20 protein-coding genes are annotated in these 24,486 nt (G+C 70.5%); 9 read left to right on the top strand and 11 right to left on the bottom strand.

Features of this window, described 5'->3' with window-relative positions; translation table 11 throughout:
* Positions 1-85 precede the first annotated feature (85 nt).
* Positions 86-1,252, bottom strand: a complete 1,167-nt coding sequence (locus BC793_RS06340; protein ID WP_109590100.1) for an acyl-CoA dehydrogenase family protein — start codon at positions 1,250-1,252, stop codon at positions 86-88.
* A 65-nt stretch (positions 1,253-1,317) separates the two neighbouring features.
* Between BC793_RS06340 and BC793_RS06335 the strand changes: the two genes are divergently transcribed.
* The 4 genes from BC793_RS06335 to BC793_RS06320 all read left to right on the top strand — a co-directional run bounded on the left by BC793_RS06335 (position 1,318) and on the right by BC793_RS06320 (position 6,358).
* Positions 1,318-2,316 carry a polyprenyl synthetase family protein gene (locus BC793_RS06335; RefSeq protein ID WP_109590097.1) on the top strand — a complete coding sequence of 333 codons (999 nt, stop codon included), beginning with the start codon at positions 1,318-1,320 and terminating at the stop codon, positions 2,314-2,316.
* Positions 2,317-2,391: 75 nt separating this feature from the next.
* Positions 2,392-4,128, top strand: coding sequence for a putative Ig domain-containing protein (locus tag BC793_RS06330; protein ID WP_109590096.1), 1,737 nt, complete (start codon positions 2,392-2,394; stop codon positions 4,126-4,128).
* 17 nt (positions 4,129-4,145) lie between these two features.
* Positions 4,146-4,811, top strand: coding sequence for a prepilin-type N-terminal cleavage/methylation domain-containing protein (locus BC793_RS06325; protein WP_109590094.1), 666 nt, complete (start codon positions 4,146-4,148; stop codon positions 4,809-4,811).
* Positions 4,787-6,358, top strand: coding sequence for an RICIN domain-containing protein (locus BC793_RS06320; RefSeq protein ID WP_158319203.1), 1,572 nt, complete (start codon positions 4,787-4,789; stop codon positions 6,356-6,358). The genes BC793_RS06325 and BC793_RS06320 overlap by 25 nt, the downstream gene beginning before the upstream one ends.
* A gap of 87 nt (positions 6,359-6,445) precedes the next feature.
* On the opposite strand, the gene BC793_RS06315 is transcribed toward BC793_RS06320, so the two are convergent.
* The 5 genes from BC793_RS06315 to BC793_RS06295 all read right to left on the bottom strand — a co-directional run bounded on the left by BC793_RS06315 (position 6,446) and on the right by BC793_RS06295 (position 11,573).
* A complete protein-coding gene (locus BC793_RS06315; RefSeq protein WP_109590090.1) occupies positions 6,446-7,276 on the bottom strand; it encodes a hypothetical protein in 831 nt (276 codons plus the stop codon).
* The gene (locus BC793_RS06310) at positions 7,273-7,773 is read right to left on the bottom strand and encodes a SigE family RNA polymerase sigma factor (RefSeq protein WP_109590088.1); all 501 of its coding nucleotides are present in this window, start codon (positions 7,771-7,773) and stop codon (positions 7,273-7,275) included. Before BC793_RS06310 ends, BC793_RS06315 begins: the two co-directional genes overlap by 4 nt.
* A gap of 114 nt (positions 7,774-7,887) precedes the next feature.
* Positions 7,888-8,511 carry an AAA family ATPase gene (locus tag BC793_RS06305; RefSeq protein ID WP_346265285.1) on the bottom strand — a complete coding sequence of 208 codons (624 nt, stop codon included), beginning with the start codon at positions 8,509-8,511 and terminating at the stop codon, positions 7,888-7,890.
* A gap of 95 nt (positions 8,512-8,606) precedes the next feature.
* Complete coding sequence (locus tag BC793_RS06300) at positions 8,607-11,045, bottom strand: glycogen/starch/alpha-glucan phosphorylase (protein WP_109590084.1); 2,439 nt, start codon at positions 11,043-11,045, stop codon at positions 8,607-8,609.
* A gap of 57 nt (positions 11,046-11,102) precedes the next feature.
* Positions 11,103-11,573 (bottom strand): SRPBCC family protein, encoded by a 471-nt coding sequence (locus BC793_RS06295; protein ID WP_109590082.1) that lies wholly within the window; start codon positions 11,571-11,573, stop codon positions 11,103-11,105.
* A gap of 123 nt (positions 11,574-11,696) precedes the next feature.
* Here BC793_RS06295 and BC793_RS06290 point away from each other — a divergent pair, with 123 nt between their 5' ends.
* The gene (locus BC793_RS06290; RefSeq protein WP_109590410.1) at positions 11,697-12,353 is read left to right on the top strand and encodes a 4'-phosphopantetheinyl transferase family protein; all 657 of its coding nucleotides are present in this window, start codon (positions 11,697-11,699) and stop codon (positions 12,351-12,353) included.
* Here BC793_RS06290 and BC793_RS06285 read toward each other — a convergent pair.
* The 5 genes from BC793_RS06285 to BC793_RS06265 form a co-directional block, all read right to left on the bottom strand.
* Positions 12,344-13,804 carry a glycosyltransferase family 39 protein gene (locus tag BC793_RS06285; protein ID WP_109590080.1) on the bottom strand — a complete coding sequence of 487 codons (1,461 nt, stop codon included), beginning with the start codon at positions 13,802-13,804 and terminating at the stop codon, positions 12,344-12,346. The genes BC793_RS06290 and BC793_RS06285 overlap by 10 nt on opposite strands.
* A gap of 344 nt (positions 13,805-14,148) precedes the next feature.
* A complete protein-coding gene (locus BC793_RS06280) occupies positions 14,149-15,330 on the bottom strand; it encodes a CynX/NimT family MFS transporter (protein ID WP_109590078.1) in 1,182 nt (393 codons plus the stop codon).
* A gap of 47 nt (positions 15,331-15,377) precedes the next feature.
* Positions 15,378-16,205 carry a siderophore-interacting protein gene (locus BC793_RS06275; protein ID WP_109590075.1) on the bottom strand — a complete coding sequence of 276 codons (828 nt, stop codon included), beginning with the start codon at positions 16,203-16,205 and terminating at the stop codon, positions 15,378-15,380.
* A gap of 300 nt (positions 16,206-16,505) precedes the next feature.
* Positions 16,506-17,981 (bottom strand): hypothetical protein, encoded by a 1,476-nt coding sequence (locus BC793_RS52755; RefSeq protein WP_170167202.1) that lies wholly within the window; start codon positions 17,979-17,981, stop codon positions 16,506-16,508.
* Positions 17,982-18,239: 258 nt separating this feature from the next.
* Positions 18,240-19,007: a glycerophosphodiester phosphodiesterase family protein gene (locus BC793_RS06265; protein WP_109590073.1), complete on the bottom strand. Its 768-nt coding sequence runs from the start codon at positions 19,005-19,007 to the stop codon at positions 18,240-18,242.
* A 74-nt stretch (positions 19,008-19,081) separates the two neighbouring features.
* Between BC793_RS06265 and BC793_RS06260 the strand changes: the two genes are divergently transcribed.
* The 4 genes from BC793_RS06260 (at position 19,082) to BC793_RS06245 (ending at position 24,486) form a co-directional block, all read left to right on the top strand.
* Positions 19,082-21,400: a GcvT family protein gene (locus BC793_RS06260; protein ID WP_109590071.1), complete on the top strand. Its 2,319-nt coding sequence runs from the start codon at positions 19,082-19,084 to the stop codon at positions 21,398-21,400.
* Between the two features lie 356 nt (positions 21,401-21,756).
* Complete coding sequence (locus BC793_RS06255; RefSeq protein WP_239169665.1) at positions 21,757-22,434, top strand: L-type lectin-domain containing protein; 678 nt, start codon at positions 21,757-21,759, stop codon at positions 22,432-22,434.
* Positions 22,435-22,525: 91 nt separating this feature from the next.
* Entirely contained in the window at positions 22,526-23,395 is an 870-nt protein-coding gene (locus tag BC793_RS06250) for a glycosyltransferase family 2 protein (protein ID WP_109590069.1), read from the top strand.
* Positions 23,392-24,486: a glycosyltransferase family 4 protein gene (locus tag BC793_RS06245; RefSeq protein ID WP_109590067.1), complete on the top strand. Its 1,095-nt coding sequence runs from the start codon at positions 23,392-23,394 to the stop codon at positions 24,484-24,486. The genes BC793_RS06250 and BC793_RS06245 overlap by 4 nt, the downstream gene beginning before the upstream one ends.

The following is a 24,486-nucleotide window of genomic DNA, read 5'->3' as shown; positions in this document are numbered from 1 at the left end:
CAAGATCATAAACACCCGTCACCGGTACGGGTCAGACGGCACCCCCTCGCGGCCCGAGGGGGGAGAGGGTGCCGGCCGGTGACGATCAGCGATAGGCGGCGTGGCCGGTCAGCGCCTCGCCGATCACCAGGGTGTGGATCTCGGAGGTGCCCTCGTAGGTGAGGACCGATTCGAGGTTGTTGGCGTGCCGCAGCGGGGAGTACTCCAGCGTGATGCCGCTGCCGCCGAGGATGGTGCGGCACTCGCGGGCGATGGCCAGCGCCTTGCGCACGTTGTTGAGCTTGCCGACGCTGATCTGGTGCGGCCTGATCGTGCCGGCGTCCTTGAGCCGGCCCAGGTGCAGGGCGAGCAGGGCGGCGGTGTTCAGGTCGACCGCCATGTCGGCCAGTTTCTCCTGGGTGAGCTGGAAGGCGGCGATCGGCCGGCCGAACTGGACGCGCGCCTTGGCGTAGTCGATGGCGGTGCGCACGCAGTCGAGGGCCGCCCCCGCCGAGCCGAAGACGATGCCGAACCGGGCCTCACCCAGACAGCTCAGCGGCGCTCCGAGACCCCGCGCCTCCGGCAGCTGCGCCGAGGCGGGCAGCCGCACGTCGTCCAGCGACAGCTCACCGGTGATCGAGGCACGCAGCGACAGCTTCTTCTTGATCGTCCGGGTGGTGAAGCCGGGCGTGTCCTTCGGGACGAGGAAACCCCGGACCCCCTCTTCGGTACGCGCCCAGACGGTCGCCACGTCGGCGACGCTGCCGTTGGTGATCCACATCTTGGAGCCGTTGAGGATCCAGTCGTCGCCGTCACGGACCGCCCGGGTGCGCATGTTCGCCGGATCGCTGCCGAAGTCGGGCTCGGTGAGACCGAAACACCCGATCGCCTCACCGGCGGCCATCCGGGGCAGCCACTCGAGTTTCTGCTCCTCCGACCCGTATTTCCAGATGGAGAACATGGCGAGCGAGCCCTGCACCGACACGAAACTGCGCAGCCCCGAGTCACCGGCCTCCAACTCCAGGCAGGCCAGACCGTAGGCGACCGCGCTCGTCCCGGCACACCCGTAGCCGTCCAGGTGCATTCCCAGGACACCGAGCCTGCCCAGCTCGGGAGCGAGCTCGCGGGGGAACGTGCCGGCCTCGAACCAGTCCGCCACGTGCGGGCGCACGTGCTCGGTCACGAACCGCGCCACCGTCTCGCGGATCTGCCGTTCCTCGTCACTGAGCAGGCTGTCGATGTCCAGCAGATCGAGCGGGTCGGTGATGGTCATGGGATCGATTCTGCACCGCCGGGCTCGTCAGCGTTCTCTCAGAGGGGTGTTCTAGCCTCTTGATCATGGCGGCCTCGATACCTGGACTCAGCGACCTCGTCGATCCGGACGTCCGCGACCGGGTCGCGGCATTCCTCACCGGTGTGGAGACCGAGCTGTTGGTCGCGGTGACCAGCCCGGACCCGCTGATCGACGAGGCCGCCGCGCATCTGGTACGGGCCGGCGGCAAACGGTTCCGCCCGCTGACCGTCTCGCTCTGCGCGCAGCTCGGTGATCCGTCCCGGCCCGAGCTGCTGACCGCCGCCGTGCTGATGGAACTCACCCACCTGGCCACCCTCTACCACGACGACGTGATGGACGAGGCGCCGCTGCGGCGCGGTGCGGCCAGCGCGAACTCCCGGTGGAGCAACCGGATCGCCGTCTACGTGGGCGACTTCCTGCTGGCCCGGGCCGCGGAGATGGCCGCGAGCCTGGGCGAGGAGGCGGTCCGGTTGCAGGCGAGCACGCTCGCCCAGCTGGTCCGCGGGCAGCTCGCCGAGACCGTCGGCCCGCGCGGCGGCGACCCGATCCGGCACCACCTCCAGGTCGTCGAGGACAAGACCGCCTCACTGATCGCCACCTCGGCCCGGTTCGGTGGCCTCTTCTCCGGCCTGCCTGGGCACCACGTGCGGACCCTCGCCGAGTACGGCACGGCGATCGGCATCGCCTTCCAGCTCTCCGACGACCTGCTCGACATCGCCTCGGAGACCGCCCAGTCCGGCAAGACGCCCGGCACCGACCTGCGCGAGGGCGTGCCCACCCTGCCGGTGCTGTATGTCCTGTCCGACCCGGCCACCGGCGGCCCCCGATTGCGCGAACTCCTCTCGAAGGGCCCCCTCACCGACGATGAGGAGCATGCCGAGGCGCTCGGCCTGCTGCGTGAGTCGGCGGCGCTGAAGCAGGCGCGCGAGACCGTGCACGGCTACGCGGAGGTGGCCCGCCGCAGCGCGGGCACCCTGCCCGCCGGCCCGGCCCGGCGGGCGCTGGAGCAGCTCTGCGAATACATCGCCGACCGCACCGGCTGAAAGTCTCCACTCCCACGGCGCGCTGCCGATGGTGGCCGTAGGCAGATCCATGCCTTCGACCAGCGGGGGAGCGAGATGCGCAGCGAACATGGCCGCCGTCATGGCGATGAGGGCTTCACCCTCGTCGAGATGCTGGTGGCGCTGACGGTGCTCAGCGTCACCATGACCGGGCTGGGCACGTTCTTCGTGAACAGTTCGGTAGCCGTCGCTCAGCAGCGTGATCAGCGCAACGCCGCGGTGCTCGCGAGCAACGTACTGGAGCAGATCCGCGCCCTCGAGGAGGCCGCGCTGCTCGACGGCCGTGGCCAGCAGAAGGTCGACCAGCAGTTCTCGGACGCCGCCGTCGGCCCCTTCAAGGACAAGCTGAAGCCGTACTTCGACAACATGAAGGCCGAGGGCATCGCCGGCACGACCAGCGGCGAGAACGCGGCCCTGCCGACCGCACGCAAGACGTCGGGCGTCAGCGGCACCACCTTCGGGCAGACCGTCTTCGTCGGCCCGTGCGAGGTCTACGTGGTCCTCAACGACAACTGCGTCCGGCCGCTCGAGGTCGGCGACCCGAAGCGGCCGACGGACGAGACCACGATCCTGCAGTACTTCCGGGTGGTCGTGCTGATCGACTGGCAGAACAAGGGCTGCACCGCGAACATCTGCGGTCACATCGCCTCGACCCTGATCTCCCGCAAGCCGGACGACGCCGCGTTCAGTTCCAAGCGCGGCTGGCCGGACATCTGGCCGCCGTACATGCGCACCTTCTACCGGGGTCTCGGCGGCATCAACGTCAAGATGAACGCGCGCGGCGGGAACCTGCCCAACCACTGGAGTGCGGCCAACCTGCCCGACGGTCTCAAGATCGACGAGCTGACCGGCAACGTCACCGGGACTCCGACGAAGGTCGGCACCTGGTCGTACGCCACCACGGGCACCTTCATCAGGGTGGTCGAGAACGAGGCGCCCGCCGGTTCGGTGTCCCCCCGGGCCGACCAGGACACCACGTTGACGTGGAAGGTGGTCGAGCCGCCCACCCTCACCCTCGCCACGGCGCCGAAGAGCAACGCCGGCGACGCGGTGAACCTGAAACTGCTGACCGGTGGGGTGGGGCCGTTCACGCTCACCGCCGAACCGGCGCTGCCCGCGGACCTGACGCTGAACGCCGACGGCTCGATCACCGGCACCGCGCGGAAGACCTACACCACCACCGTCACGGTGGTCGACTTCAACGACGTGAAGGCGTCCCTGACCTTCACCCACACCGTCGGCTACCCGCAGCTGGCTCTCACCCCCGTCACGGACAAGCAGGTCCCGGTTCTCTCGACGGTCAACATCCCGATGGCCGCCACGGGCGGGGACGGGAAGTACACCTACAGCGCCACGGGTCTTCCGGCGGAGCTCCAGATCAACCCGGCCACCGGCGTGATCACCGGGCTCCCCGTGCTCACACCGGGCCGGTACCTCCCGGTCGTCACCGTCAAGGACGGGCAGGGCGTGACGGTCACCGGCACCTTCGTCCTGGAGGTCACCTCGGTCGGCGGTCTGAAATTCACCTCGCCGACGGGCAACGTGACCACGCCCCGCAACCAGCCGGTCAATCTGACGGTCGCCACCAACGCCACCCAGATCGGCGCCGTCGCCACCCAGGTCGACGTGGTCAGCGTGTTGACACTGCCCCCAGGCGTGACGTGGAACAGGGGCACGAAGACCTTCACCGGCACACCGACCGTTCCCGGCGCCTACCTCGTCACGTTGACGGCGACCAGCGTGGCCCCGGTCGCGGCGGAAGCCCTCTTCAACTTCGTCTGGACAGTCAGTTGAGCGGGGAGGAGACCCGAATGCGGCAGTGGACACGCCGGCCGATCGGCGACGAGGGTTACTCGTTGACGGAGATCGTGGCCGCGATGGCCGTCATGTCCGTGGTGATGGCCGTGGTCACCACCTCGCTCGTCCGGATGTTCGCCGACGTCAAGCGGACCGAGCAGATCTCGGTCGCCGCCGACCAGTTGGACATCAGTCTCGGCCGGCTCGACCGCGAACTGCGGTACGCGACCCACGTCTCCGCCCCGGCGATCGGGCTGGACGGCACCCGCTGGTACGTGGAGTTCGCGATCCCCGGGAAGCAGCTGGACAACGGAACCGACGGCCCGCCGCGATGCCGGCAACTCCAGTTCGATTTCAAGAACAACATGCTGCGGCTGGCGATGTGGGATCTGCCCACCCTGACGGCCGGTACACCGACCACCCTCGCGAGCGATGTCTTCCTCGACAACGGCGCGCGACCGTTCACCGTCTACCAGCCGGGTCCCACCAGCGCGGCGCTGCCCAACGGGGTGGTCTCCGCGCCCAACAACAAGTACTCGATGGTCCAGCTGCGCTTCAAGGCGACCAGCGGCACCGTGGACCAGTCGGTCGACATGTCCTTCACCTCCCAGAACATCACCAGCGACACCATCGCCAGCGCGACGACGGAGAAGCGATGCAGCCAAGCAGCGAGGCCGTGACCATGATGAAGCGACGTGGTATCGACGACGACCGTGGATCGCTGACCATGGCGATGCTGGCGGTCACCATCGGGCTGACCCTGTCGGTGGCCCTGCTGCCGGTGGTGGTCCACCAGGTTCAGAGCTCACGGGTGGTGAAGGACCGCGCCGTCGCTCTCGCCGGGGCCCGGATCGGCCTGGACGTCGTGATGGCCCAGGTGGCGGCCGCCTCCTATGGCGAGGCCGACGAGAAGACCGGCCTGCTGGAGAACCTTCCCGATTGTCGTGTCCCCATCGAGGGCGACGCCGGCGTGGGCGGGGAGAAGCTCCCCTACAAGGTCACCATCAAGTACTTCGCGGAGGACGGCAGTGCGCTCAACTGCCCGCTGAAAGTGGCCCCGAAGAGAGCGGACCTGTACTCGGAGGGCCTGGGCACCCTCAACATGGCCCCCGCGGGCACTGACCCGAGCGAGCCGTACTACATCTCCCGTGCCCTGGACGCCACGTACACCTTCAAGCTCGACAACCGGAATCTGCAGAGCACCGGTGGTGTGATCCGGATCGACTCCTCCACGACCGGCTTCCTCTGCATGGACGCCGTGACGAACTACCCGGCCCCGGGCGCGCCGCTCAAGATGCGGACCTGCAACGGCGCCACCACCCAACAGTTCGAGTACACCAAAGAGCTCTACATCAAGCTGGTCAACTCCGCCTCGACCGCCTACCCGAACGGCATGTGCGTATTCGCGGCGACGGCTCACGCCGTGGGTAAGCAGCTGGGCTTCCAGCATTGCCCGAGCGGCGCCATCAACCCGCTCTACCAGTGGAGCCTCGACAACAGCAGCTTCCTCAAGTCGACGAGCGCCGACCGGGCCGTGGAGAACTTCTGCGCCAGCCTGACCACGGCGAACAAGGTCGACTCCAACGTCCAGCTGGGCGCCTGCAGCTCCAACGCGGCCGTGAACGTGTGGCGGTTCGACGCCGGGGTCGGCGCCGGCATGGCCGGTGAGGAGACATACCAGCTGGTCAACTACGCCCAGTTCAGCCGTTGTCTGGACGTCACCAACCGGAGCACGACCTCGACGTACATGATCGCGTGGTTCTGCAAGCAGGACCCCAACGGTGTCGTCGACTGGAACCAGACCTGGCTGCACCCGGTCCCGGTCCTTCCGGCGACCGAGAAGAAGGGCGTCATCTACATCATCACCGGCGGTGCCCGGCACTGCCTGAGGTCACCGCTGGTGGCCAACTCCAGCAGCTGGGTGACGGTGACGAAGACCGGATGCCCGCAGGCGAACACCACCTCCCTGACCGGGATCCCCTCCGAGCTGATCTGGAACGTGCGCCGCGCCACCAAGAGCTACACCACCAGCTACCGCATCGAGGACAACGAGGGTCTCTGCCTGCAGCCGACCGAGCTCAAGGGCGGTGTCAAGGGCGTCGATCTGCACGGGGACGGGACCAGCAAGGTGAAGGTCGCCACCTGCAGCAGCTCCGAGCTGCAGAAGTGGAACGCCCCGCCGAACATCAGCAACTCCAGCCCGATCACCGACATCATCGAGCAGTGATCCGGGTCCACCACATCCGGTTCTGACGTCAGTGCCGTCTTCCACCGCGGGAGACGGCACTGACGCGTGATGGGCGTACCGCGAAGGTCAGCTCGTGGGTGCGAAGTCGCCTTGGACGGCCAGGCCTCCGCCTGCCGTCGTGGCGGCGGCCCGATAGGTGTCGCCGCCGGCGTCGCGGCCGCCCGACGGGTATGTGTACCTGGCCGTGAACGTGTAGGTGCCGGGGCCCAGGGTGTCGGCCGAGGAGAGCGTGAACCGGTAGAGATAGGCGCCCGGCTCCTCGGTGACGGTGGCGGTGACGCTGGCTCCGGGAGTCTGCTTCGTGCCGCCCCGGGAGGCCAGTCCGTCGGTCCGGGCGACCCGGATCACCACGTCCAGGGCGGTCAGCGCCTCGGTCGTCTTCAGCGTGACGACGCTCGCGCCGCTCGTGTCGCCGCTGTCCGGGTCGACCGAGCCGTCGGACCACAGCGGGCCCTGGCTGACCCCGGTCCCGGCGGGCCGCTGACTCGTGGGGGTGGACGACGGCGTCGCGGGCGCCGATGTGCCGGGCCGTGCCGAGGCGGTACCGCGCGACGGGACCGGCTTCGTCGTGGCGGCCGGCGGCGTACCGCCGGCCGGGCTCGTGCCGTCGGGACGCGGCGTGGCCGTCGCCGTCGCCACCGGGAGGGCCGGGTTCACCGGGTCGCGGTCATCGGCCCCGGTGAGCGCCCAGGTGCCGACGCCACCACCACCGAAGATCGCCACGGCGGCGGCCACGACGGCGCCCGTCCGGCCGCGCAGGCTCAGCCTGCGGCGGCCGTGGCCGGTGTCCCGCATCGCGGACGTGGTGATGCGATCCAGCATGGCGTCGCGGTCGGGGCGGTGCGTGGCCGCCTCGGCCCGCAGTGCCGCCCGCAGCTGGTCTTCGGAGAACTTCATCGTGCCGCCTCCCAGCCGTCGATGCGGACGTGCTCTCCCAATAGTCCGGCAAGCTGCTTCGCGCCGCGGGACGTCGAACTCTTGACCGCGCCGACGGAGATGCCGAGAATCGCCGCGACCTCGCGTTCCGGCAGGTCGAAGGCGTAACGCAGGACCACGCAGGCGCGCCGGCGATGCGGCAGCCGGCGCAGCGCGCCGCGGACGTCGAGGACGGCCGGCACGTCGGTGTCACGGTCGCGGCGCAAGGACTCGAATGACAGCAGCCGCTCCCGGCCGCGGCGGCGCACCCAGTTGCGGGCCAGGTTCATCACGATGCCGTGACCATAGGCGACCGGGTCGTCGGCCGCGGTCACCCGGTCCCAGTGTCGCCACACCTCGGTCAGCGCGTCGGCCGCCAGGTCGTCGGCGATCCCGGACTCGCCGGTCATCAGGTACGCCAGACGCGACAGGGAGGCATGATGCCGCTCGAAATACGCGTGGAAAGCGTCGTCGCGCACCCGGCACACCCCCTCGATCCCTCGGACCGAACGACCGTAGAGATCAGGCCGGGTCCGGGGCAAGGGCTGTTCGGCCGGTGAGACGCGGATATCAGTGCCACCGGCCGTGGGGTGTCAGCGGGACAGCCGGTCGAGGAAGCGGCCCGGGTCGGCGAGGAAGGCGCGGGTCATGGCCACCGGCTCGGCCTGGTCGTAGGGGACCGTGCGGATCGGGCCCTCCGGCGTGATCTCCAGGATGGTGGCGTCCGGGGCGGCCAGCAGGATCGGCGAGTGCGTGGCGATCAGGAACTGGCTGCCGGTGGCCACCAGGTCGGCGATCCGCAGCAGCAGGGCCAGGCAGCCGTTCACCGACAGGGCCGCCTCCGGCTCGTCGAGGAGGTAGAGGCCGCCCGGGCCGAAGCGGTGCGCGGCCAGGTCGAGGAACGACTCGCCGTGCGACCGCTGGTGCGGGGAGACGCCGCCGTAGGAGCCGGTGACACCGAGCCGCTCGATCTCGGTCGCCACGTTGTAGTAGGACTCGGCACGCAGGAAGAACCCGGTACGGGGTTTACGCCCGGCCGTACGGATCAGGGTGAGACTGCCGCCGAGGGTCGACTCGGTGGCCCGGGTGGCGAAGTTGAACGACGTGGTGCCGCCCTCCGGGTTGAAGCCGGCCGCCACCGCGATCGCCTCGATCAGGGTGGACTTGCCGCTGCCGTTGTCACCGGAGAACAGCGTGACGGGGGTGGGGAAAGACAGCTCCCGGCCGTCCGCGAGAGCACGGACGGCCGGGAGGTCGAACGGGTATCCGGTACGCGGTGTGCCGTCGAGCCGGATCGCTCTGATGAACAGGGTCAGTCCTCCCCGATGACCGGCACCGGGGCGACCCGCCAGATCCGGGCCGCGTAGTCGGCGACCGTACGGTCGGAGCTGAAGAAGCCGCTGTGTGCGGTGTTGAGAATGGACATCCTCGTCCAGCGGGTCGGATCGCGCCAGGTCTTCTCCACCTGTTCCTGGGATTCCAGGTACGAACGGAAGTCGGCGAGCGTCAGGTACTCGTCCCAGTCGAGGAGGCTCGCGGCCACCCGGCGGCCGACCTCGCCGAAGATGCCCGAGGTGAGGGTGTCGAGGGCGGCGCGCAACTCCTCGTCACGCTCGTAGAAGTGCCGCGGGTGGTAGCCGTTGATCCGCGCCTGGGCGGCCTCGTAGGCGTCCATCCCGAAGAGGAAGAAGTTGTCCTCACCGACCCGGGCGCGGATCTCGATGTTGGCGCCGTCGAGGGTGCCGATGGTGACGGCACCGTTGAGGGCCAGCTTCATGTTGCCGGTGCCGGACGCCTCCTTGCCGGCGAGCGAGATCTGCTCGGACAGGTCGGCGGCCGGGATGATCCGCTCGGCGAGGGTGACGTTGTAGTTCGAGGGGAAGACCACCTTCAGGTGCGGCGACACGACCGGATCCGCCTCGATGCGGGCCGCGATCGTGGCGATGAGCCGGATGATGTCCTTCGCCGCGTGGTAGGCGGGTGCGGCCTTGCCGGCGAACAGCACCGTCCGCGGCACCCAGTCGGCCGCCGGGTTCTGCCGGATCCGCTGGTAGAGCGTGATGACGTGGAGCACCTTGAGCTGCTGCCGCTTGTACTCGTGGAACCGTTTGATCATCACGTCGGTGAGCGAGTCGGGGTCGCCGGCGGCCAGGTCGACCTTGTTGGCCCGTTTGATCGCCTGCCAGCGCTCCCGGAACGAGCTGTCGTCGGCGAGCGGTTCCAGGCCGGCGAGTCTGTCCAGGTCACGCAGCCAGGTCTCGTCGCCGAGGCCCTCGGTGATCAGGTCGGACAGGCGCGGGTTGGCGAGTTTGACGAAACGGCGGGGCGAGACGCCGTTCGTGACGTTCTGGAACTTGGCCGGCCACAGGGCGGCGAAGTCGTCCAGCACGGTCTCGCGCAGCAGTTTCGAATGCAGCTCGGCGACGCCGTTCACGGCCTCGGTGCCGACCACCGCGAGGTGCGCCATCCGGACCCGGCGCTCCGGGCCCTCCTGAATGATCGACATCCGGCGCAGGCGGTCGTGGTCGCCGGGGAAACGGGCCTCGACCTCGCGCAGGAACAGCATGTTGATCAGGTAGATGATCTCCAGGTGCCGGGGGAGGAGCTTCTCGAACATCCGGACCGGCCAGGTCTCCAGGGCCTCCGGCAGCAGGGTGTGACAGGTGTAGGCGAACGTGCTGCGGGTGATCTCCCAGGCCTTCTCCCACTCCACCTCGTACTCGTCGACCAGCAGCCGCATCAGCTCGGGGATCGCGATCGTCGGGTGGGTGTCGTTGAGCTGGATCACCGTCTTGTCGGCGAAGGTGTCCCAGCCCTCGTTACGCAGCCGGAACCGGCGCACGATGTCCCGCAGGGAGCAGGAGACCAGGAAATACTGCTGCTTGAGCCGCAGCTCACGGCCCAGCTCGGTGCTGTCGTCGGGGTAGAGGACCTTGCTGATGTTCTCGGCCCGGACCGCCTCCTGCACCGCCTCGGCATACTGCCCGGCGGAGAAACGGCTCAGGTCGAACGACGCCTCGCTGGCCTTGGCACTCCACAGCCGGACGATGTTGACCGTCTCGGTGCCGTACCCGGGGACCAGCATGTGGCTGGGCTCGCCGAGCACGATCTCACCCGGCACCCAGGTCTTGCGGGTGGTCGAGCCGGCGATCGGCTCGGTGTGGCCGTAGAAACCGACCGTCTGCCGGTCGTCGGGCGCCGGGAACTCCCACGGGTTGCCCTGGAACGCCCAGTCGTCGGGCAGCTCGGTCTGCCCGTTCTCGGTGATGATCTGGCGGAAGATGCCTAGGTCGTAGCGGATCCCGTACCCGACGGCCGGGATGTCCCGGGTGGCCAGCGAGTCGACCAGGCAGGCCGCGAGCCGGCCCAGGCCGCCGTTGCCCAGACCCGGCTCGACGTCCAGGTCCTCCAGGTCCTCCAGGCTGAAACCGAGAGCCTTGACCGCCTCCGCGGCCGGCTCACCGGTGCCGGAGTAGAGCAGGTTCTGCTCGAGCTGCGCACCCAACAGGTATTCCGCGGAGAGGTAATACACCCAGCGGGGGTTGCTGGCGAACTGCGCGGCGGCGGTCCGGGCCCGCCGCTGCGCGAGGTGGTCGCGCACGGTCTGGGAGAGTGCCTCGTACGCGTCCCGCGCGCTCGCCGACTCCACGGTCGTCCCGCGCCGGTAGTAGAGGTTGCTCAACAGGTCCTGCTGGAACTCATCGGTGGTTCTGCCCAGTTTACGTAGACCGATGCCCTGTCGAAGATCCATGCCGCCATTGTGCCTTCCGGAGGTTTCGGAACACCCCTCTTCGCGCTATCGGCCGGATCATCCCGTTTGCCGCGGGTGTCGGATCGGCCCCATCCGCCTGGTCAGCTCCGAGCGCCGCGCGGACTGCACCGAACGGGCCTTACCCGTCACGAAACGGCGCAACGGTCCGGGCGAGCGCACCTCGATCGTCTCGGTCACCCGGGTACCCGTACCGTCGGCCGCCAGGTCCACCGTGGAGTCCAGGCGCACCGCCCCCGGGCTCACCACCGAGCTGATCACCCGGCCCTCGAGTGCCGTCATCGTCACCCGGATCGGGTTGTCCCACCGCAGCGGGCCCCACCGGAACCGTTCCACCGCCACATACGCGACGGCCGGCCGGTCCCGGTCGTCCCGCACCGGCCGGACGTCACGGACCAGCACCACGAGCGGGGACAGGCCGACATAACTCTGCGGGTCGGCGAGGTGCGCGAACACGTCGGCGGGCGGCGCCGCCACGGTGAACGTCACACTGAACCGGTCGATCGGCATGCGTCATTCTGGCAGGACACCGGCGCGTTCCGTACGCCGGCGGGGGCGCTGCTGGACCAGGCCGGGATCGGGCTGGGCCGCCGGTCCCTGCCGCGGCCGCACGAGGGGGTGGGACACTGCCGTGTGCTTCAGGACCTGCTGCCGTCATCCGTGGTCACCGCCGAGGCGTTCGCCGACGATCCGGGCGAGCCGTGCTTCCCCGGTGAGGAGGACCTGGTCGCGACCGCGGTCGACGGCCGCCGGCGGGAGTTCGTGACGGCCCGCCGCTGCGCCCGCGAGGCCCTGGCGCGGCTCGGGTTCGGCCCGGCGCCGATCCGCTCCGGGCCGCGTCGCGAGCCGGTCTGGCCGGCCGGGGTGGCCGGCAGCATCACCCACTGTGCCGGTTACCGGGCCGCCGCCGTCGCCCGTGTGACGGACGTGGTGAGCCTGGGCATCGACGCCGAGCCGCACGCCCCGCTGCCGTCCCGGGTGCTTCCGGCGGTGACCACACCCGGCGACCGGGAGCACCTGGCCGACCTCGCCGCACAGGACCCGGCGGTGCACTGGGACCGGCTGCTGTTCTCCGCCAAGGAGGCCGTCTACAAGGCGTGGTATCCGGTGACCCGCCGCTGGCTGGGCTTCGACGACGCGAGTCTCACCGTCGACCGGGTGCGGGGCACCTTCGCGGCGCGGATCCACATCGAGTCGCCCTGGCCGGCCCTGCACGGCCGCTGGCTGGTGGCCGGCGGTCTCGTGCTGGCCGCGGTGACGGTCACCGATCCGCCGGCGGCTCAGTCGTAGTGCTGTAGTTCCGGCCAGGCCAGGGACCACGGCCGGTCCATCCGGCACACGTGGACCCGGGTGCCGACCTCCTCGTTCTCGACGCCGGGCGAATTACGCAGGATCGCCTTCGGGGTGCAGGTGCCGAGTGCCTCGGGCGGCGTGTCCAGCACCGCGATCACGATCCTCTTCGAGTCCGGCGGCGGCCCGAACTCGTGCAGCGCGTTGTGCCCGCTGTAGACCGCCGGCAGCCGCAGCGCCGGCCCGTACCGGTCGAGCGCGCCGGCCTCGCCGTAGTTGCCGGTGAACAGCACGGTCCGGTCCCGGTCGGCCTCGGACAGCCCGGCCCAGACGGTGCCGATCTGCCACACGTACTCCCGCCAGCCGATCTGCTCGGCGATCGTCTCGTTCACCTCGGCCGGCAGCGACCCGGCCAGATCCTTCTCCGGAATCACCGGCAGCGACAGCACCACGGCGGCCGCTGCCGTGACCACCACCGTGCTCCCGGCGAGGATCTGGCGGCCGCGCCGGCCGGTCAGCCAGCGCTCCACCGCGACCGCACCGATCGCATGGAGCCCGAGCAGCAACCCGGCCGTGTAGTACGGCTGCCCGGCCGTCACCAGGACCACGACGAGCATCAGCGGGTACGCCACCGCCAGCGCCCGCAACCGCCGCAGCCGGGAGTCGCGGACCAGTACGAGGAGGCCGGCGATCCACACCGGAGGCAGCGGCGGCAGGGCGAACTGGAGCGGGAGCAGGGCCGCCCGGGACTCGCCGCCCCTGTTCTCCGCGATCGCCGCCGCCATCTCCGCCTGCGGGAACCCGTGCATCACCTGGTAGAGCAGGTTCGGCGCGCCGATCACCGCGGCCGCGGCCACGCCGAGCCACAGATGCCGTGACCGCAGCACCTCGCGTGGCCCGGCCAGCGCCAGCGCCACCGCGAGACAGAGCAGCAGCAACAGGATCAGATGTTTGTTCCACAGGCCGAGCCCGGCCACGATCCCGGCGCCGATCCACGCCCCCGGCCGCCCCCACAGCAGCGCCCGGACGACGAAGAAGAGCACGCCCGTCCAGACCAGGAGGTCCGGTGTGGAGGTGGAGGTGATGTGCGCCGACGACAGCGGGAACACCGCGAACACGCCGGCCGCGGCCAGCGCCTGGGCGACCGTACCGCCGCCGGTCTCGCGGGCGATCGCGGCGAGCACCAGCGCGGTGAGCCCGAGCAGCACGGCGGACGGCACCCGGACCGCCCACAGGGTGTCGCCGAACATCTCGATCCCGAACCGGACCAGCATCGGGGTGAACGGCGGCTGGTCGGCATAACCCCATTGCGGGTGCTCGCCGAGGAGCCGGAAATACAGTTCGTCGCGGTGATAGCCGTAGTCGTTCGCGGTCACCAGAAGCAGGAGCGTCGCGGCGGACGCGATCAGCCCGGCGGGCCACCAGGCGAACGGCCAACGGCCCGAATTCATACGCTGCGTGTCTTCGATGTTACTGAGAGCATCGACCACTTCTCCACCGTACGGGTAGCCGTCCACCGGCCGCCAATGTCAACTCGACCAGCCCGCCCCCAGAAGGCACGTGCCACACCCCCGGCACGCCCCGTCACCCTCCACGGTGCCGTCCCTACGCAGCGCATACGGGCACGGCTCCCCCGTGGGTGTCGGATAACGGCGGTCCGGCTCGACCCGGCGTGGCTGTTCCGAAACGGTCGTGGTGGTCATGCCACCATTGGCGCACGGAACCCGCCGCCGGACCCGGGCCGAAAGTCCCGCCGTCGCGGGCGGGTCATCCCGGTTGGCCTGCCGGGCGCCGGTCAGATCTGGCGGTTCCGGCCGGCGGCCATGCCGGCGATGATCTGGGGGACCATCAGGGCCGCCATCAGGGCCAGCGGCAACCGCCAGCCGCCGGAGGCGTCATGGAGGACGCCGACCAGGATCGGGCCGGGGATGGCGAAGAGGTAGCCGATGCTCTGCGCGAACGCCGACAGCTGAACGACCGTGGCCGGGGTCCGGCCGCGGAGCGCGATCATCGTGAGGACCAGCGGGAAGGCGGCGTTGACGACGCCGAGCAGGACGGCCCACACCCAGGGGGCGGCGGCCGGGGAGACCCACAGACCGGTCCAGCCGGCGATGCCGAAGAGGCCGAGGACGAGGGCGATGCCGCTCTGCGAACGGAGGCGGCCGGCGTACGCCGACAGCAGGAACGACAGGGGTACGCCGAGCAGGGACGTGACCGCGAACAGGACACCGGCCAGGGCGGGGGAGAGGCCGGCGTCGCGGTAGATCTCCGGGAGCCAGCCGATGATCACGTAGGCGGAGGTGGACTGCATGCCGAAGTACACCGCGAGGGCCCACGCGACTGGGTGGCGGCTCACCCGTACCGGAGCGGATCCGTCGGCGGTGGCACCGGCGGTGACCTCGCGCGAGCGGGCCATCAGCAACCACGGGGGAAGGGCGAACAGCGCGGCGAGGGACCAGCAGGCGAGCCCCAGCCGCCAGTCGTCGCCGAAGGCGCCGGTGACCGGCACGGTCGCGGCGGCGGCCGTGGTGGCGCCGATGTTGAGCGCCACCGAGTAGAGACCGGTGACGGTGCCCACCCGGTCCGGGAACCAATCCTTGACGATCGACGGCAGCAGCACGTTGACCAACGCGATCCCGGCCAGCGCGACCGCACTGAACAGCAGGAACAGCGCCGGGCCGCCGGTGAACGGCCGGATCGTCAGGCCCACCGCCAGCAGCAGCAGACCGCCGAGGACGACACGCGCGGGGCCGAAGCGCTGGGCGAGGCGGGGCGCGGCGAGACCGATCGAGGCGAAACACAGCATCGGTACGGACGTGAGCAGCCCGGCGACCGTGGCGCTCATGCCGAGCCCGGCCCGGATCTCGGTGAGAACCGGGCCGATGCTGGTGACCGCGAGCCGCAGGTTGACCGCGGCGAGAAGCAGGGCCGTCAGTGCGAACAGCCCGCGGGCCCGGGTCTTCTCCTTGATCACCACGTCACCCAGGGTATCGGGTGACCGGCATTACACCCCTTACCGGCCGGTCACGCCGCGGCGGGTTCCTGCTCGCGCTCGATCTGCTCGTTCCACTCCCGTTTGCCGGCCTGCCAGCCGTCCTCGTTGAGGCCGCGCCGCCAGTAGCCGGAGATGGACAGCTGATTCATCGGGATGGCCAGTTCGACACGGAGGAACCGGCGCAGGTCGCGGACGAAGTTGGCCTCGCCGTGCACGAACGCCTGCACCTGTCCGGCCGGGAACTCCAGGCCGCGGACCGCGTCGACGAGCGACTCGCCGGTGCCCCGGTGCAACCAGGTGATCTCGGCGTCGGCCCGGGTCTCGATCTTCTGCTCCTCGTCCGGGCCGGAGACCTCCAGGAACGCCCGGACCCGGGCACCCTCGGGCATGTGCTCCAGGGCCGCGCTGATCGCCGGCAGCGCGCTCTCGTCGCCGACGAGCAGATGCCAGTCGGCGGTGGCGTCGGGTGCGTAGCCGCCGCCCGGCCCCATGAACCGGAACACGTCGCCCGGTCGCGCCGCGGCCGCCCACGGGCCGGCGACGCCCTCGTCGCCGTGCACCACGAAGTCGACCCACATCTCGCCGGCCTCGGGCAGCCACTTGCGCACCGTGTAGGTCCGGACGGCCGGCCACGAGGCCCGCGGCACCGTCTCACGGATGACGCCCATGTCGAACGGCTCGGGATAGGTGACACCGGGCTGGGGGAAGAGCACCTTGATGTAGTGGTCGGTGAACTGCCCGGCCTCGATCCGGGTCAGGGCGTCACCGCCGACCACGACCCGCACCATGTGCGGGGTCAGTTGCTCCACGCGGGTGACCACACCCTCGTGGGCCGGTCGAGCGGGTCTGTTCGCCATGGAGTGCACCTCACTGCGGGGGAACGAATGCTGCCGGAGTGGTGATTGCCGCCGGAATAGTGATCTCAGCAGGTAAGGCTACCCTTATTCTGGCCGGGCAACCGTCCCGCCTCCGCTTTGCCGAAATTTCCCACCCGGCGGCTGATCTTCCGCAGCGGTTCGGTGGATACGCAGGTCGAAGCGCATCCGCACCCCTGCTCACCGGCGTTCGTGAGGGCCGTCCGGGTACGGGCCGGGATGCGCGAACGGCGGGCCGGACCCTGAGGTCCAGCCCGCCGTCATGCCGTGCGAGGTGCTCGATCAGCGCCAGGTGTTGCGCGGCCGGGTCCGCAGGAAGGCCGCGATGATCAGGCCGATCAGGACCATCACCGCGCCACCGCCGATCCAGGCGAGGTTGCTGCTGATCAGGTTGAACGAGCCGCTCTGCGCGGGCGGTTCGGCGACCGTGTCACCGGTGCTCTCCGGGTTGTCCGGTGCGCCGTCGCCGGGGTCGGCGGCGAGACCCGGACCGTCGGTGGGCTCGGGCTGGGCGTCGTACTCCGGCTCGGCCGCCTGGGTGGTCTTCTTGGTCGTCACCGGCTTCTGAGTGGTCTCCTCGGACTGCGAGGATTCTTCAGAGTTTTCAGATTCCGCAGATTCGGACTTCGGGGTGGTCGGGGTCCGGCTCGGCTTCGGAGTCGCCTTCGTGGTCCCGCCCGAGGTTCCGGCTTCCTCGTCGTCGTTGTTGTTCGTCGTGGTGGTGGTGGTACGCGGCGTGGCGGTCACCACGGTGCTGTTCGGCTTGGCGATCGCCGGCTTCGTGGTCGGCGTGGTCGCGGGCGGCGTCGTCGGGGTCACTTCACCGTTGTCGTTGCCACCGTCGTTCCCGCCGTTGTCGTTCCCGCCCTGGTCGCCGCCGTTGTCGTTACCGCCGCCGTTGTCGCCGCCCTGGTCGCCGCCGCCGTTGTTGTCGCCGCCGCCCTGGTCGCCGCCCTGGTTGCCGCCGTTGTCGTTCCCGCCGTTGCCGTCGCCGCCCTGGTCGCCGCCGCCGTTGTCGCCGCCCTGGTCGCCGCCGTCGTCGCCGCCGTTGTTCGCGGCGCGGGCGGTGACCCGGACGGAGTCGAGGGCCGGCGTCTGGTTGGCGCGCTCCATCATCGGGATCCGGTGCGAGCCGTCACCGGCCCACGACGAGCACTGGAACTCGCCCTCCTGCGGGAGTCCCGGCACCTGGATGGTGACGGTGTCGGGCTCGGCGCCACCGCGACTGTCCTCGGTGGCGACGAAGAACGCCGGCACGGGTGCGGACTCGGGCGCCTCGCCGTTGTTGTTCAGGATCCGGCAGGCGGTGTGGAAGTGGCCGCGGACCAGGCCGTTCTGGAGGACGCTGCTCTCCACGTAATACCCGCCCTGACCGGCCGCGAGGAACCGGTCCCGGATCAGGTTGCGGGTGCTGATCCGCAGCTGGAAGGGCGTGCCGACGGTGACCTCGTCAGGCGCCTCGGTGATCAGCAGAGTGGGGTTGTTGGCGGCCGCGCCGACCTCACCGAACTCGGTGGAGACGCATCGTTCGCCGCGCTGGAAGCCGTCGTGGGGCTGGAGTCCGCTGTCCACGCAGGTGTCGGTGAGGATCGTCAGGTTGTTGCCGACGACCTTTCCGGCCCCGCTCTCACCGGCTTTGGTGCTGGTGTCGGTGTCGGCAGCGTTGGCGAACTGGGTGAAACCGATCACCCCGCCGATCGCGATGATCACTGCGCCACCGGCCAACAGCCGGGTACGTCGTTGCCCCGAGCTTCGCATGACGAGACCTTCTTTTCCCGATTCCCGGTCAATGAAGGCGCCGGTTCCCGGCGCCGACCGACCAGACGTTAAGGGCGCGTCTCACAGAAAGCAATTCCGGAACCCGCGTCGAAGATTTCTTATGGTGGCCCTAAAGAAAATATGTGGAACCGGCGTCGAACCCCAAGCATCCTCCGAACGGATGATGTCCGGAGTTCAACTGATCGTAGAAAAAAGTCCCTGACCAGGGAAGGTAACTCCTTGCACCGAGAGCAGGCACTATCCGTCAGCGGGCCAGAAACCGCGCGCCCTATAGACGTCGCGCAACACTTCGATACGGTCCGTCATGATGCCGTCGACACCCATGTCGAGGAGCCGATTCATTTCTTCCGGATCGTCGATCGTCCACACATGGGCCTGCAATCCGAGCCGGTGCAGATAGGTGAGAAATCGCGGAGTGAGCACGGTGACCCGGCCGTGGCGGACCGGGATCTGGGCGGCGACCGCGGATCCGGGCGGCCGCAGACGTACGCCGACGGCCGAGGCGATCCGCAGCCGGGCGGTCGCCCGCATGCCGAGCGAGGTGGCGACCCGTGGGCCGGCGAGCGCACGGACCCGGGCGAGCCGGTCGTCGCTGAACGAGGCGAGCAGCACCCGCTCCTCGGCGCCGGTGGCGCGGACCGCGGCCACGGCCGGCGCGACCACCCCGTCGGCCTTCACGTCCACGTTGAACCGGATCTGCGGCCAGGCGTCCAGGACCTCGTCGAGGCGGGGCACCGCGGCGGCGCCCCCGACCCGCACCGATGCCAGGTCGGCCCAGGTCAGATCGGCGACCCGGCCCTGCAACCCGGCCAGCCGGTCGAGCCGTTCGTCGTGGATGACGACAGGGACCCCGTCCGCGGTGGCGTGCACGTCGGTCTCCACATACCGGTAACCCATGTCGACGGCCCGCTGGAAGGCCCCGGCGGTGTTCTCGTCGCCCTCGGCGGCACCGCCGCGGTGCGCGAAGGCGAGCGGTCCCGGGGTGTCCAGGAACGGGTGATCCACCGGGGCAGTATGCCGGGGCTTGTTGACGTGGGCCAAAAGAGGTCGAATGGCGGTGGCGGCGAGGAGGGGGCGCGATGTCCGGACCCACGGTTGTCATCATCGGCGCGGGGATCGTCGGTTGCGCGCTCGCCGACGAGCTGACCGGCCGCGGCTGGACCGACGTCACCGTCCTGGATCAGGGGCCGCTCTTCGAGACCGGCGGTTCCAGCTCGCACGCGCCGGGGCTGGTCTTCCAGACCGAACCGTCGCGGACCATGTCGCGGCTCGCCCGCTACACCGTCGAGAAATACGCCGGGCTCGGCTGCTTCGCCCCGGTCGGCAGTCTCGAGGTCGCGACGACGCCGGCCCGGCTCGCCGAGTTGCACCGCCGTTTCGGGTTCGGGCAGTCCTGGGGAGTCCCGTCATCCGTCCTGGATCCGGCCGCCTGCGCAACCCTCTTCCCATTATTGGACAAATCAATAATCGTCGGCGGGCTCCATGTGCCGTCCGACGGACTGGTCCCGCCGGTGCGGGCGGCCGAGGTCCAGGCCGCCCGGGCGACGTCCCTCGGCGCCCGGTTCCTCGGCAACCGGGCGGTCACCCGGGTCACCTCACGATCCGGCCGGGTGACCGGTGTCGCGACCGCCGACGAGGAGTTCCCGGCGGACCTGGTGGTCAGCTGCGCCGGGCTCTGGGGGCCGGCGATCGGGGCGATGGCCGGGGTGCCGATCCCGCTGCTGCCGATGGCCCACCAGTACGTACGGACCACCGCGGCCGGTGCCTCCGACGATCTGCCGATCCTGCGTCACCAGGACCGCGATCTGTACTTCCGCGCCTACGGTGACCGGTTCGGCGTCGGCTCGCACCGGCACGAGCCGATGCCGGTGGACCTCGCCGACCTGCCCGGCGACGCGCACCCGTCGAAGCTGCCGTTCACCCCGGACACGTTCAGGCAGTCCTGGGCGGCGGCCGGTGAGCTGATCCCGGCGCTGCGCGGCGCCACCCTGGAGGACGCGTTCAACGGTGTCCTCTCGGTCACCGCCGACGGTTTCCCGCTGCTGGGCGAGGCCGCCTCGCTGCGCGGGTTCTGGGTGGCGGAGGCGGTGCGGGTGACCCATTCGGCCGGAGCGGCGAAGGCGGTGGCCGAGTGGATGGCCGACGGCCGGCCCGCGATCGACCTGCACGAGTGCGACCTGAACCGGTTCGACGCGGCCCAGCTGGCCCCGGACTACGTGCGCCGGCGGGCGATCCGCACCTTCGCCGAGACCGACGGCATCCGGCACCCGGCCGACCCGCCGCCGGTGCGCAACGTCCGGGTCAGCCCCTTCCACCCCCGGCAGGCCGAGCTGGGCGCGGTCTTCGGCGAGGCCGCCGGGTGGGAACGCCCGCTCTGGTACGCGACCAACCCGCCCCCGGAGGCACCACGCCCGCGGGACGAGTGGTCGGCCCGGCACTGGTCGCCGATCGCCGAGACGGAGGCCCGGCTGACCCGCCGCCGCGTCGCGCTCTACGACATGACCCCGCTGACCAGGATCAACGTGACCGGCCCGCCCTCCTTTCTGTCCGGTCTGACGGCGGCCGACGTGGACCGTCCGGTCGGTACGGTCGTCTACACCTGTCTGCTGGACCCGGCGGGCGGCATCCGTGGCGACGTCACGGTGGCCCGGCTCGGCGAGGACCGGTTCCGGGTCGGCGGGAACGGTCCGCTCGACGTCGACTGGCTGCGCCGGCACGCCCCGCCCGGTGTCTCGGTGCGCGACGTCACCGGCGGCACGTGCGGGGTCGGCCTGTGGGGACCGGCGGCCCGGGAACTGGTCGCCCCGCTCACTGATGTGGACGTGTCGGCCGAGGGGTTCCGGTACTACCGGGCGCGGGAGGGGTACCTCGGCACGGTTCCGGTCCTTCTGCTGCGCCTGTCCGGCGTCGGTGAGCTGGGCTGGGAGATCTACACCGAGGCGCAGTACGGCCTGCGTCTGTGGGACACGCTGTGGGAGGCCGGCCGGGAGCACGGCCTGATCGCGGCCGGCCGGCTGGCGTTCGACAGCCTGCGCCTGGAGAAGGGGTATCGCACCTGGGGGCGGGACATGACCACCGAGGACGGTCCGGATCAGGCGGGGCTGCGGCCGGCCGGCGACCGGGTGCCGGATCGGCGGCTGACCTGTCTGCTGCTGGCCGACACCGGAGACGTGCCGCTCGGGCGGGAACCGGTGTACGCGGGCGGGTTCCCGGTGGGGCACGTGACCGGTGCGGCGTACGGCTGGTCGGTGGGCGCCCCGATCGCGTACGCCTGGTTGCCCTCGGCCCTGGCCGTGCCCGGCACGCAGGTGGAGATCGGCTATTTCGGCCGCCTGCTGCTCGCCACCGTGGCGGCGGAGCCGCTCTTCGATCCCCAGAACGAGCGCCTGCGGCGCTGACCTGCGCGAAGTCTGGGGTATCTGGGCATTCTCCGTCGGGATTGGCCCCGATATGACTAGCATCGAGTCGATCAGGACAGGCGTGGGGTGCTTACCGCCGTTCACACGATCGTGGGTTCTCGGCCGGGCTGACCGGCCGGTTCACGAGGCGTGCCGCCCCTTGATCGTCGCGAAACGAAACCGTCCGGAGTAAATAACGGGACTCGCTCACACGGCTTCGCGGACTGCCCTAGCTTAGGCCAGGTCTAAGTCGGGCAAATCCGTTTGAAGTGGAGTATGTCGTGCGCTTTTCTCGTTCGTCCAGGGTCGCACGGGGCGGTCTCTGGGCTTCCGCCCTGCTCTCGATAGTGGCCGCGGTGAACTCGGGAGGAGCACTCGCGGCCGATGTCGACCCGACGTACACGCCCCCGCTGTCACTGAACGGGACCGCCTCGCTGATGTGGCGGGCGGGTGACGACGAACGCGTCATCCGCCTGACCGACGGGGGCTACCGGCAGGCCGGATCGGCCTGGAGCACCGAGATGGTCGACCTCACCCGCTCGTTCGAGACCACGTTCACGGCGCACCTGCGCAGCGGCAGACGCGGTGCGGACGGGATCGCCTTCGTGGCGCAGGGCGAGGGGCCCCGCGCGCTCGGCGGATGGGGCGGTGGCCTCGGCTACCGGGGGATCCACCGCAGCGTGGCCGTGGAGTTCGACATCTACCAGAACTCCCCGGACCCGAGCAGGAACCATCTCGGCGTCTCGATCAACGGCAACCCCGACCGGTACGAGTCGGCGGCCGAGTCCTCGATCCCCCTCTACGGCAAGCCGTTCAAGGCCCGGATCAGGTACGACGGCGGAGACCGGCGGCTGACCGTCCACGTGCGTGCCCTCACCGCCGGCGCCACCGAGGAACTGCTGCTCGACCAGCCGGTGGACCTCGCCCGCCGGGCCGGTGTGGCAAGTGGATGGGTCGGCTTCACCGGTGCCACCGGCAGCCTCACCGCCCGCCAGGACGTCTACGAGTGGACGGTCGGCGCGCCGCAGGCGTGAGCGCCCTTCCCGGCCGGGACACACGTCCCGGCTCCTTCCCATGCTCCGGCCCGGACCGGGCCGACTCCACCCTCCCCGATCGGAGAGAGTTATGCCCACGGTCGACCGTGTGCTTCCCGACGAGACGAACGCCGTCATCGACATCCAGACCATCCAGGCCACCGTCCCGGCGATTCCCGAGCTCCCGCAGGACCCGGACGCCGGCACCGCACCCGAGCCCCGGATCAGCGTCATCGTGCCGGCGCTCAACGAGGCCCAGAACATCCCGCACGTCTTCGCCCGGCTTCCCCAGGTCGACGAGATCGTCCTGGTGGACGGCGGGTCCATCGACGACACGGTGTCGGTGGCCCGGCGGCTGCGGCCCGACATCCGCGTCGTCCGGCAGAACCGCAAGGGCAAGGGCAACGCTCTGGCCTGCGGGTTCGCCGCCGCCACCGGCGACATCATCGTGATGATCGACGCCGACGGCTCGACCGACCCGCTGGAGATCCCGCGCTTCGTCGAGGCGCTGCGCGAGGGCGCCGACTTCGCCAAGGGCTCCCGCTTCCGGCCGACCGGCGGCAGCGCCGACATCACCCGGCTCCGGCGGGCCGGTAACAAGTGCCTGAGCATGCTGGTGAACGTCATGTTCCGGACCCGCTACAGCGACCTCTGCTACGGCTACAACGCGTTCTGGGCGCACTGCCTGGACGTCTTCGACCTGGACAGCACGTCCCCGGCCCCGGACAACACGGACGGCCGGCTGTGGGGCGACGGCTTCGAGATCGAGACCCTGCTCAACCTGCGCGCGGCCCGGGCCGACCTGAAGATCACCGAGGTCGCCAGCTTCGAGCACAACCGCATCCACGGGGTCAGCAACCTCAACGCCCTCACCGACGGCATGCGCGTGCTGCGTACCATCGCCCGCGAATGGCCCCGCCGAGCCCGCGCCAAGCAGGTCGCCGAACGGCAGGTCCGATGAGGATCGGCATCGTCGCGAACGCCTACCACCCGGACATCGGCGGGGTGGAGACCCATGTGAAACGGCTCTGCGCCGGCCTGGTCGCGGCCGGCGACGAGGTAGAGGTGATCACCCAGCACGCCGTCCGGTCCGTGGAGACCGTCGACGGCGTGCTCGTCCGCCGTTTCCCCCTCACCGTCCCGGCCGGCGACTACCGCCTGTCCGTGCCCCTGTGGCGCTGGCTGCGCGCCCACGCCGGCGAGTACGACGTCCTGCACGCGCACAGCTACCACGCTCTCGCCGCGCTCTGCGCCGCCCTCGGCAACCAGGCCCCGCTGGTGTTCACACCGCACTACCACGGCACCGGTCACACCCGGTTCCGGGCGGCACTGCACCCGCTCTACCGGCCGATCGGCCGTACGATCATGAACCGGGCCTCCGCCGTCGTCTGCGTCACCTCGGCCGAACGGGAGCTGGTGCTCCGCGACTTCCCGGTCGTCGGCACCCGGGCCGTGGTCATCCCGAACGGCACCGACCCGCGCCCGGCCCGCGGCCCGGCCGCGCCCCGGACCCGGCGGATCCTCTGCGTCGGCCGGCTGGAACAGTACAAACGGGTCGACCGGGTGATCCGGGCGATGACCCGGCTCGATCCGGAGCACCGCCTCGACGTGGTCGGCACCGGCCCCGCCGGAGACCGGCTGCGCCAGCTCGCGGCCGGGCTCGGACTGGCCGGGCGGGTGGTCTTCCACGGCCGCCTCGACGACGCCGCCTTCGACTCCTGCCTGGCACAGGCCTCGGCGGCGGTCTCCGCCTCCACCCACGAGGCCTTCGGCATGGCGGTCGCCGACGCGCTCGCCGCCGGCCTGCCCACCGTGGCCAGCCCGATCCCCGCGCACCGCGAGGTCGCCGGACTGGCCGGGGACAGCGCGTGGCTGCGGTTCGCCGACCCGGACGACGAGGACGCCCTGGCCGCCGCGCTCCGAACCGCCGCGACCGCCGGGCGTACCCGGCCGGCCATCCTGCCGACCTGGCCGGACGTGGTCGGTGCGACGCGGAACATCTACGCCGCGGTGGCCCGCCGGATCGCCCCCGTGGGGGCCGTCAGCCGATGA

Source organism: Actinoplanes xinjiangensis (genome assembly GCF_003148685.1).
GTDB classification, from domain to species: domain Bacteria; phylum Actinomycetota; class Actinomycetes; order Mycobacteriales; family Micromonosporaceae; genus Actinoplanes; species Actinoplanes xinjiangensis.
This window is presented reverse-complemented; position numbering and strand designations above follow the sequence as displayed.

Bases quoted from the DNA above. Each gene is read 5' to 3' on its own strand.
- BC793_RS06275 (WP_109590075.1), bottom strand. From the start codon at position 16,205: ATGGCGAACAGACCCGCTCGACCGGCCCACGAGGGTGTGGTCACCCGC.
- BC793_RS06325 (WP_109590094.1), top strand. From the start codon at position 4,146: ATGCGGCAGTGGACACGCCGGCCGATCGGCGACGAGGGTTACTCGTTG.
- BC793_RS06285 (WP_109590080.1), bottom strand. From the start codon at position 13,804: ATGAATTCGGGCCGTTGGCCGTTCGCCTGGTGGCCCGCCGGGCTGATC.
- BC793_RS06330 (WP_109590096.1), top strand. From the start codon at position 2,392: ATGCGCAGCGAACATGGCCGCCGTCATGGCGATGAGGGCTTCACCCTC.
- BC793_RS06300 (WP_109590084.1), bottom strand. From the start codon at position 11,045: ATGGATCTTCGACAGGGCATCGGTCTACGTAAACTGGGCAGAACCACC.
- BC793_RS06340 (WP_109590100.1), bottom strand. From the start codon at position 1,252: ATGACCATCACCGACCCGCTCGATCTGCTGGACATCGACAGCCTGCTC.
- BC793_RS06250 (WP_109590069.1), top strand. From the start codon at position 22,526: ATGCCCACGGTCGACCGTGTGCTTCCCGACGAGACGAACGCCGTCATC.
- BC793_RS06260 (WP_109590071.1), top strand. From the start codon at position 19,082: ATGTCCGGACCCACGGTTGTCATCATCGGCGCGGGGATCGTCGGTTGC.
- BC793_RS52755 (WP_170167202.1), bottom strand. From the start codon at position 17,981: ATGCGAAGCTCGGGGCAACGACGTACCCGGCTGTTGGCCGGTGGCGCA.
- BC793_RS06320 (WP_158319203.1), top strand. From the start codon at position 4,787: ATGCAGCCAAGCAGCGAGGCCGTGACCATGATGAAGCGACGTGGTATC.
- BC793_RS06335 (WP_109590097.1), top strand. From the start codon at position 1,318: ATGGCGGCCTCGATACCTGGACTCAGCGACCTCGTCGATCCGGACGTC.
- BC793_RS06245 (WP_109590067.1), top strand. From the start codon at position 23,392: ATGAGGATCGGCATCGTCGCGAACGCCTACCACCCGGACATCGGCGGG.
- BC793_RS06295 (WP_109590082.1), bottom strand. From the start codon at position 11,573: ATGCCGATCGACCGGTTCAGTGTGACGTTCACCGTGGCGGCGCCGCCC.
- BC793_RS06315 (WP_109590090.1), bottom strand. From the start codon at position 7,276: ATGAAGTTCTCCGAAGACCAGCTGCGGGCGGCACTGCGGGCCGAGGCG.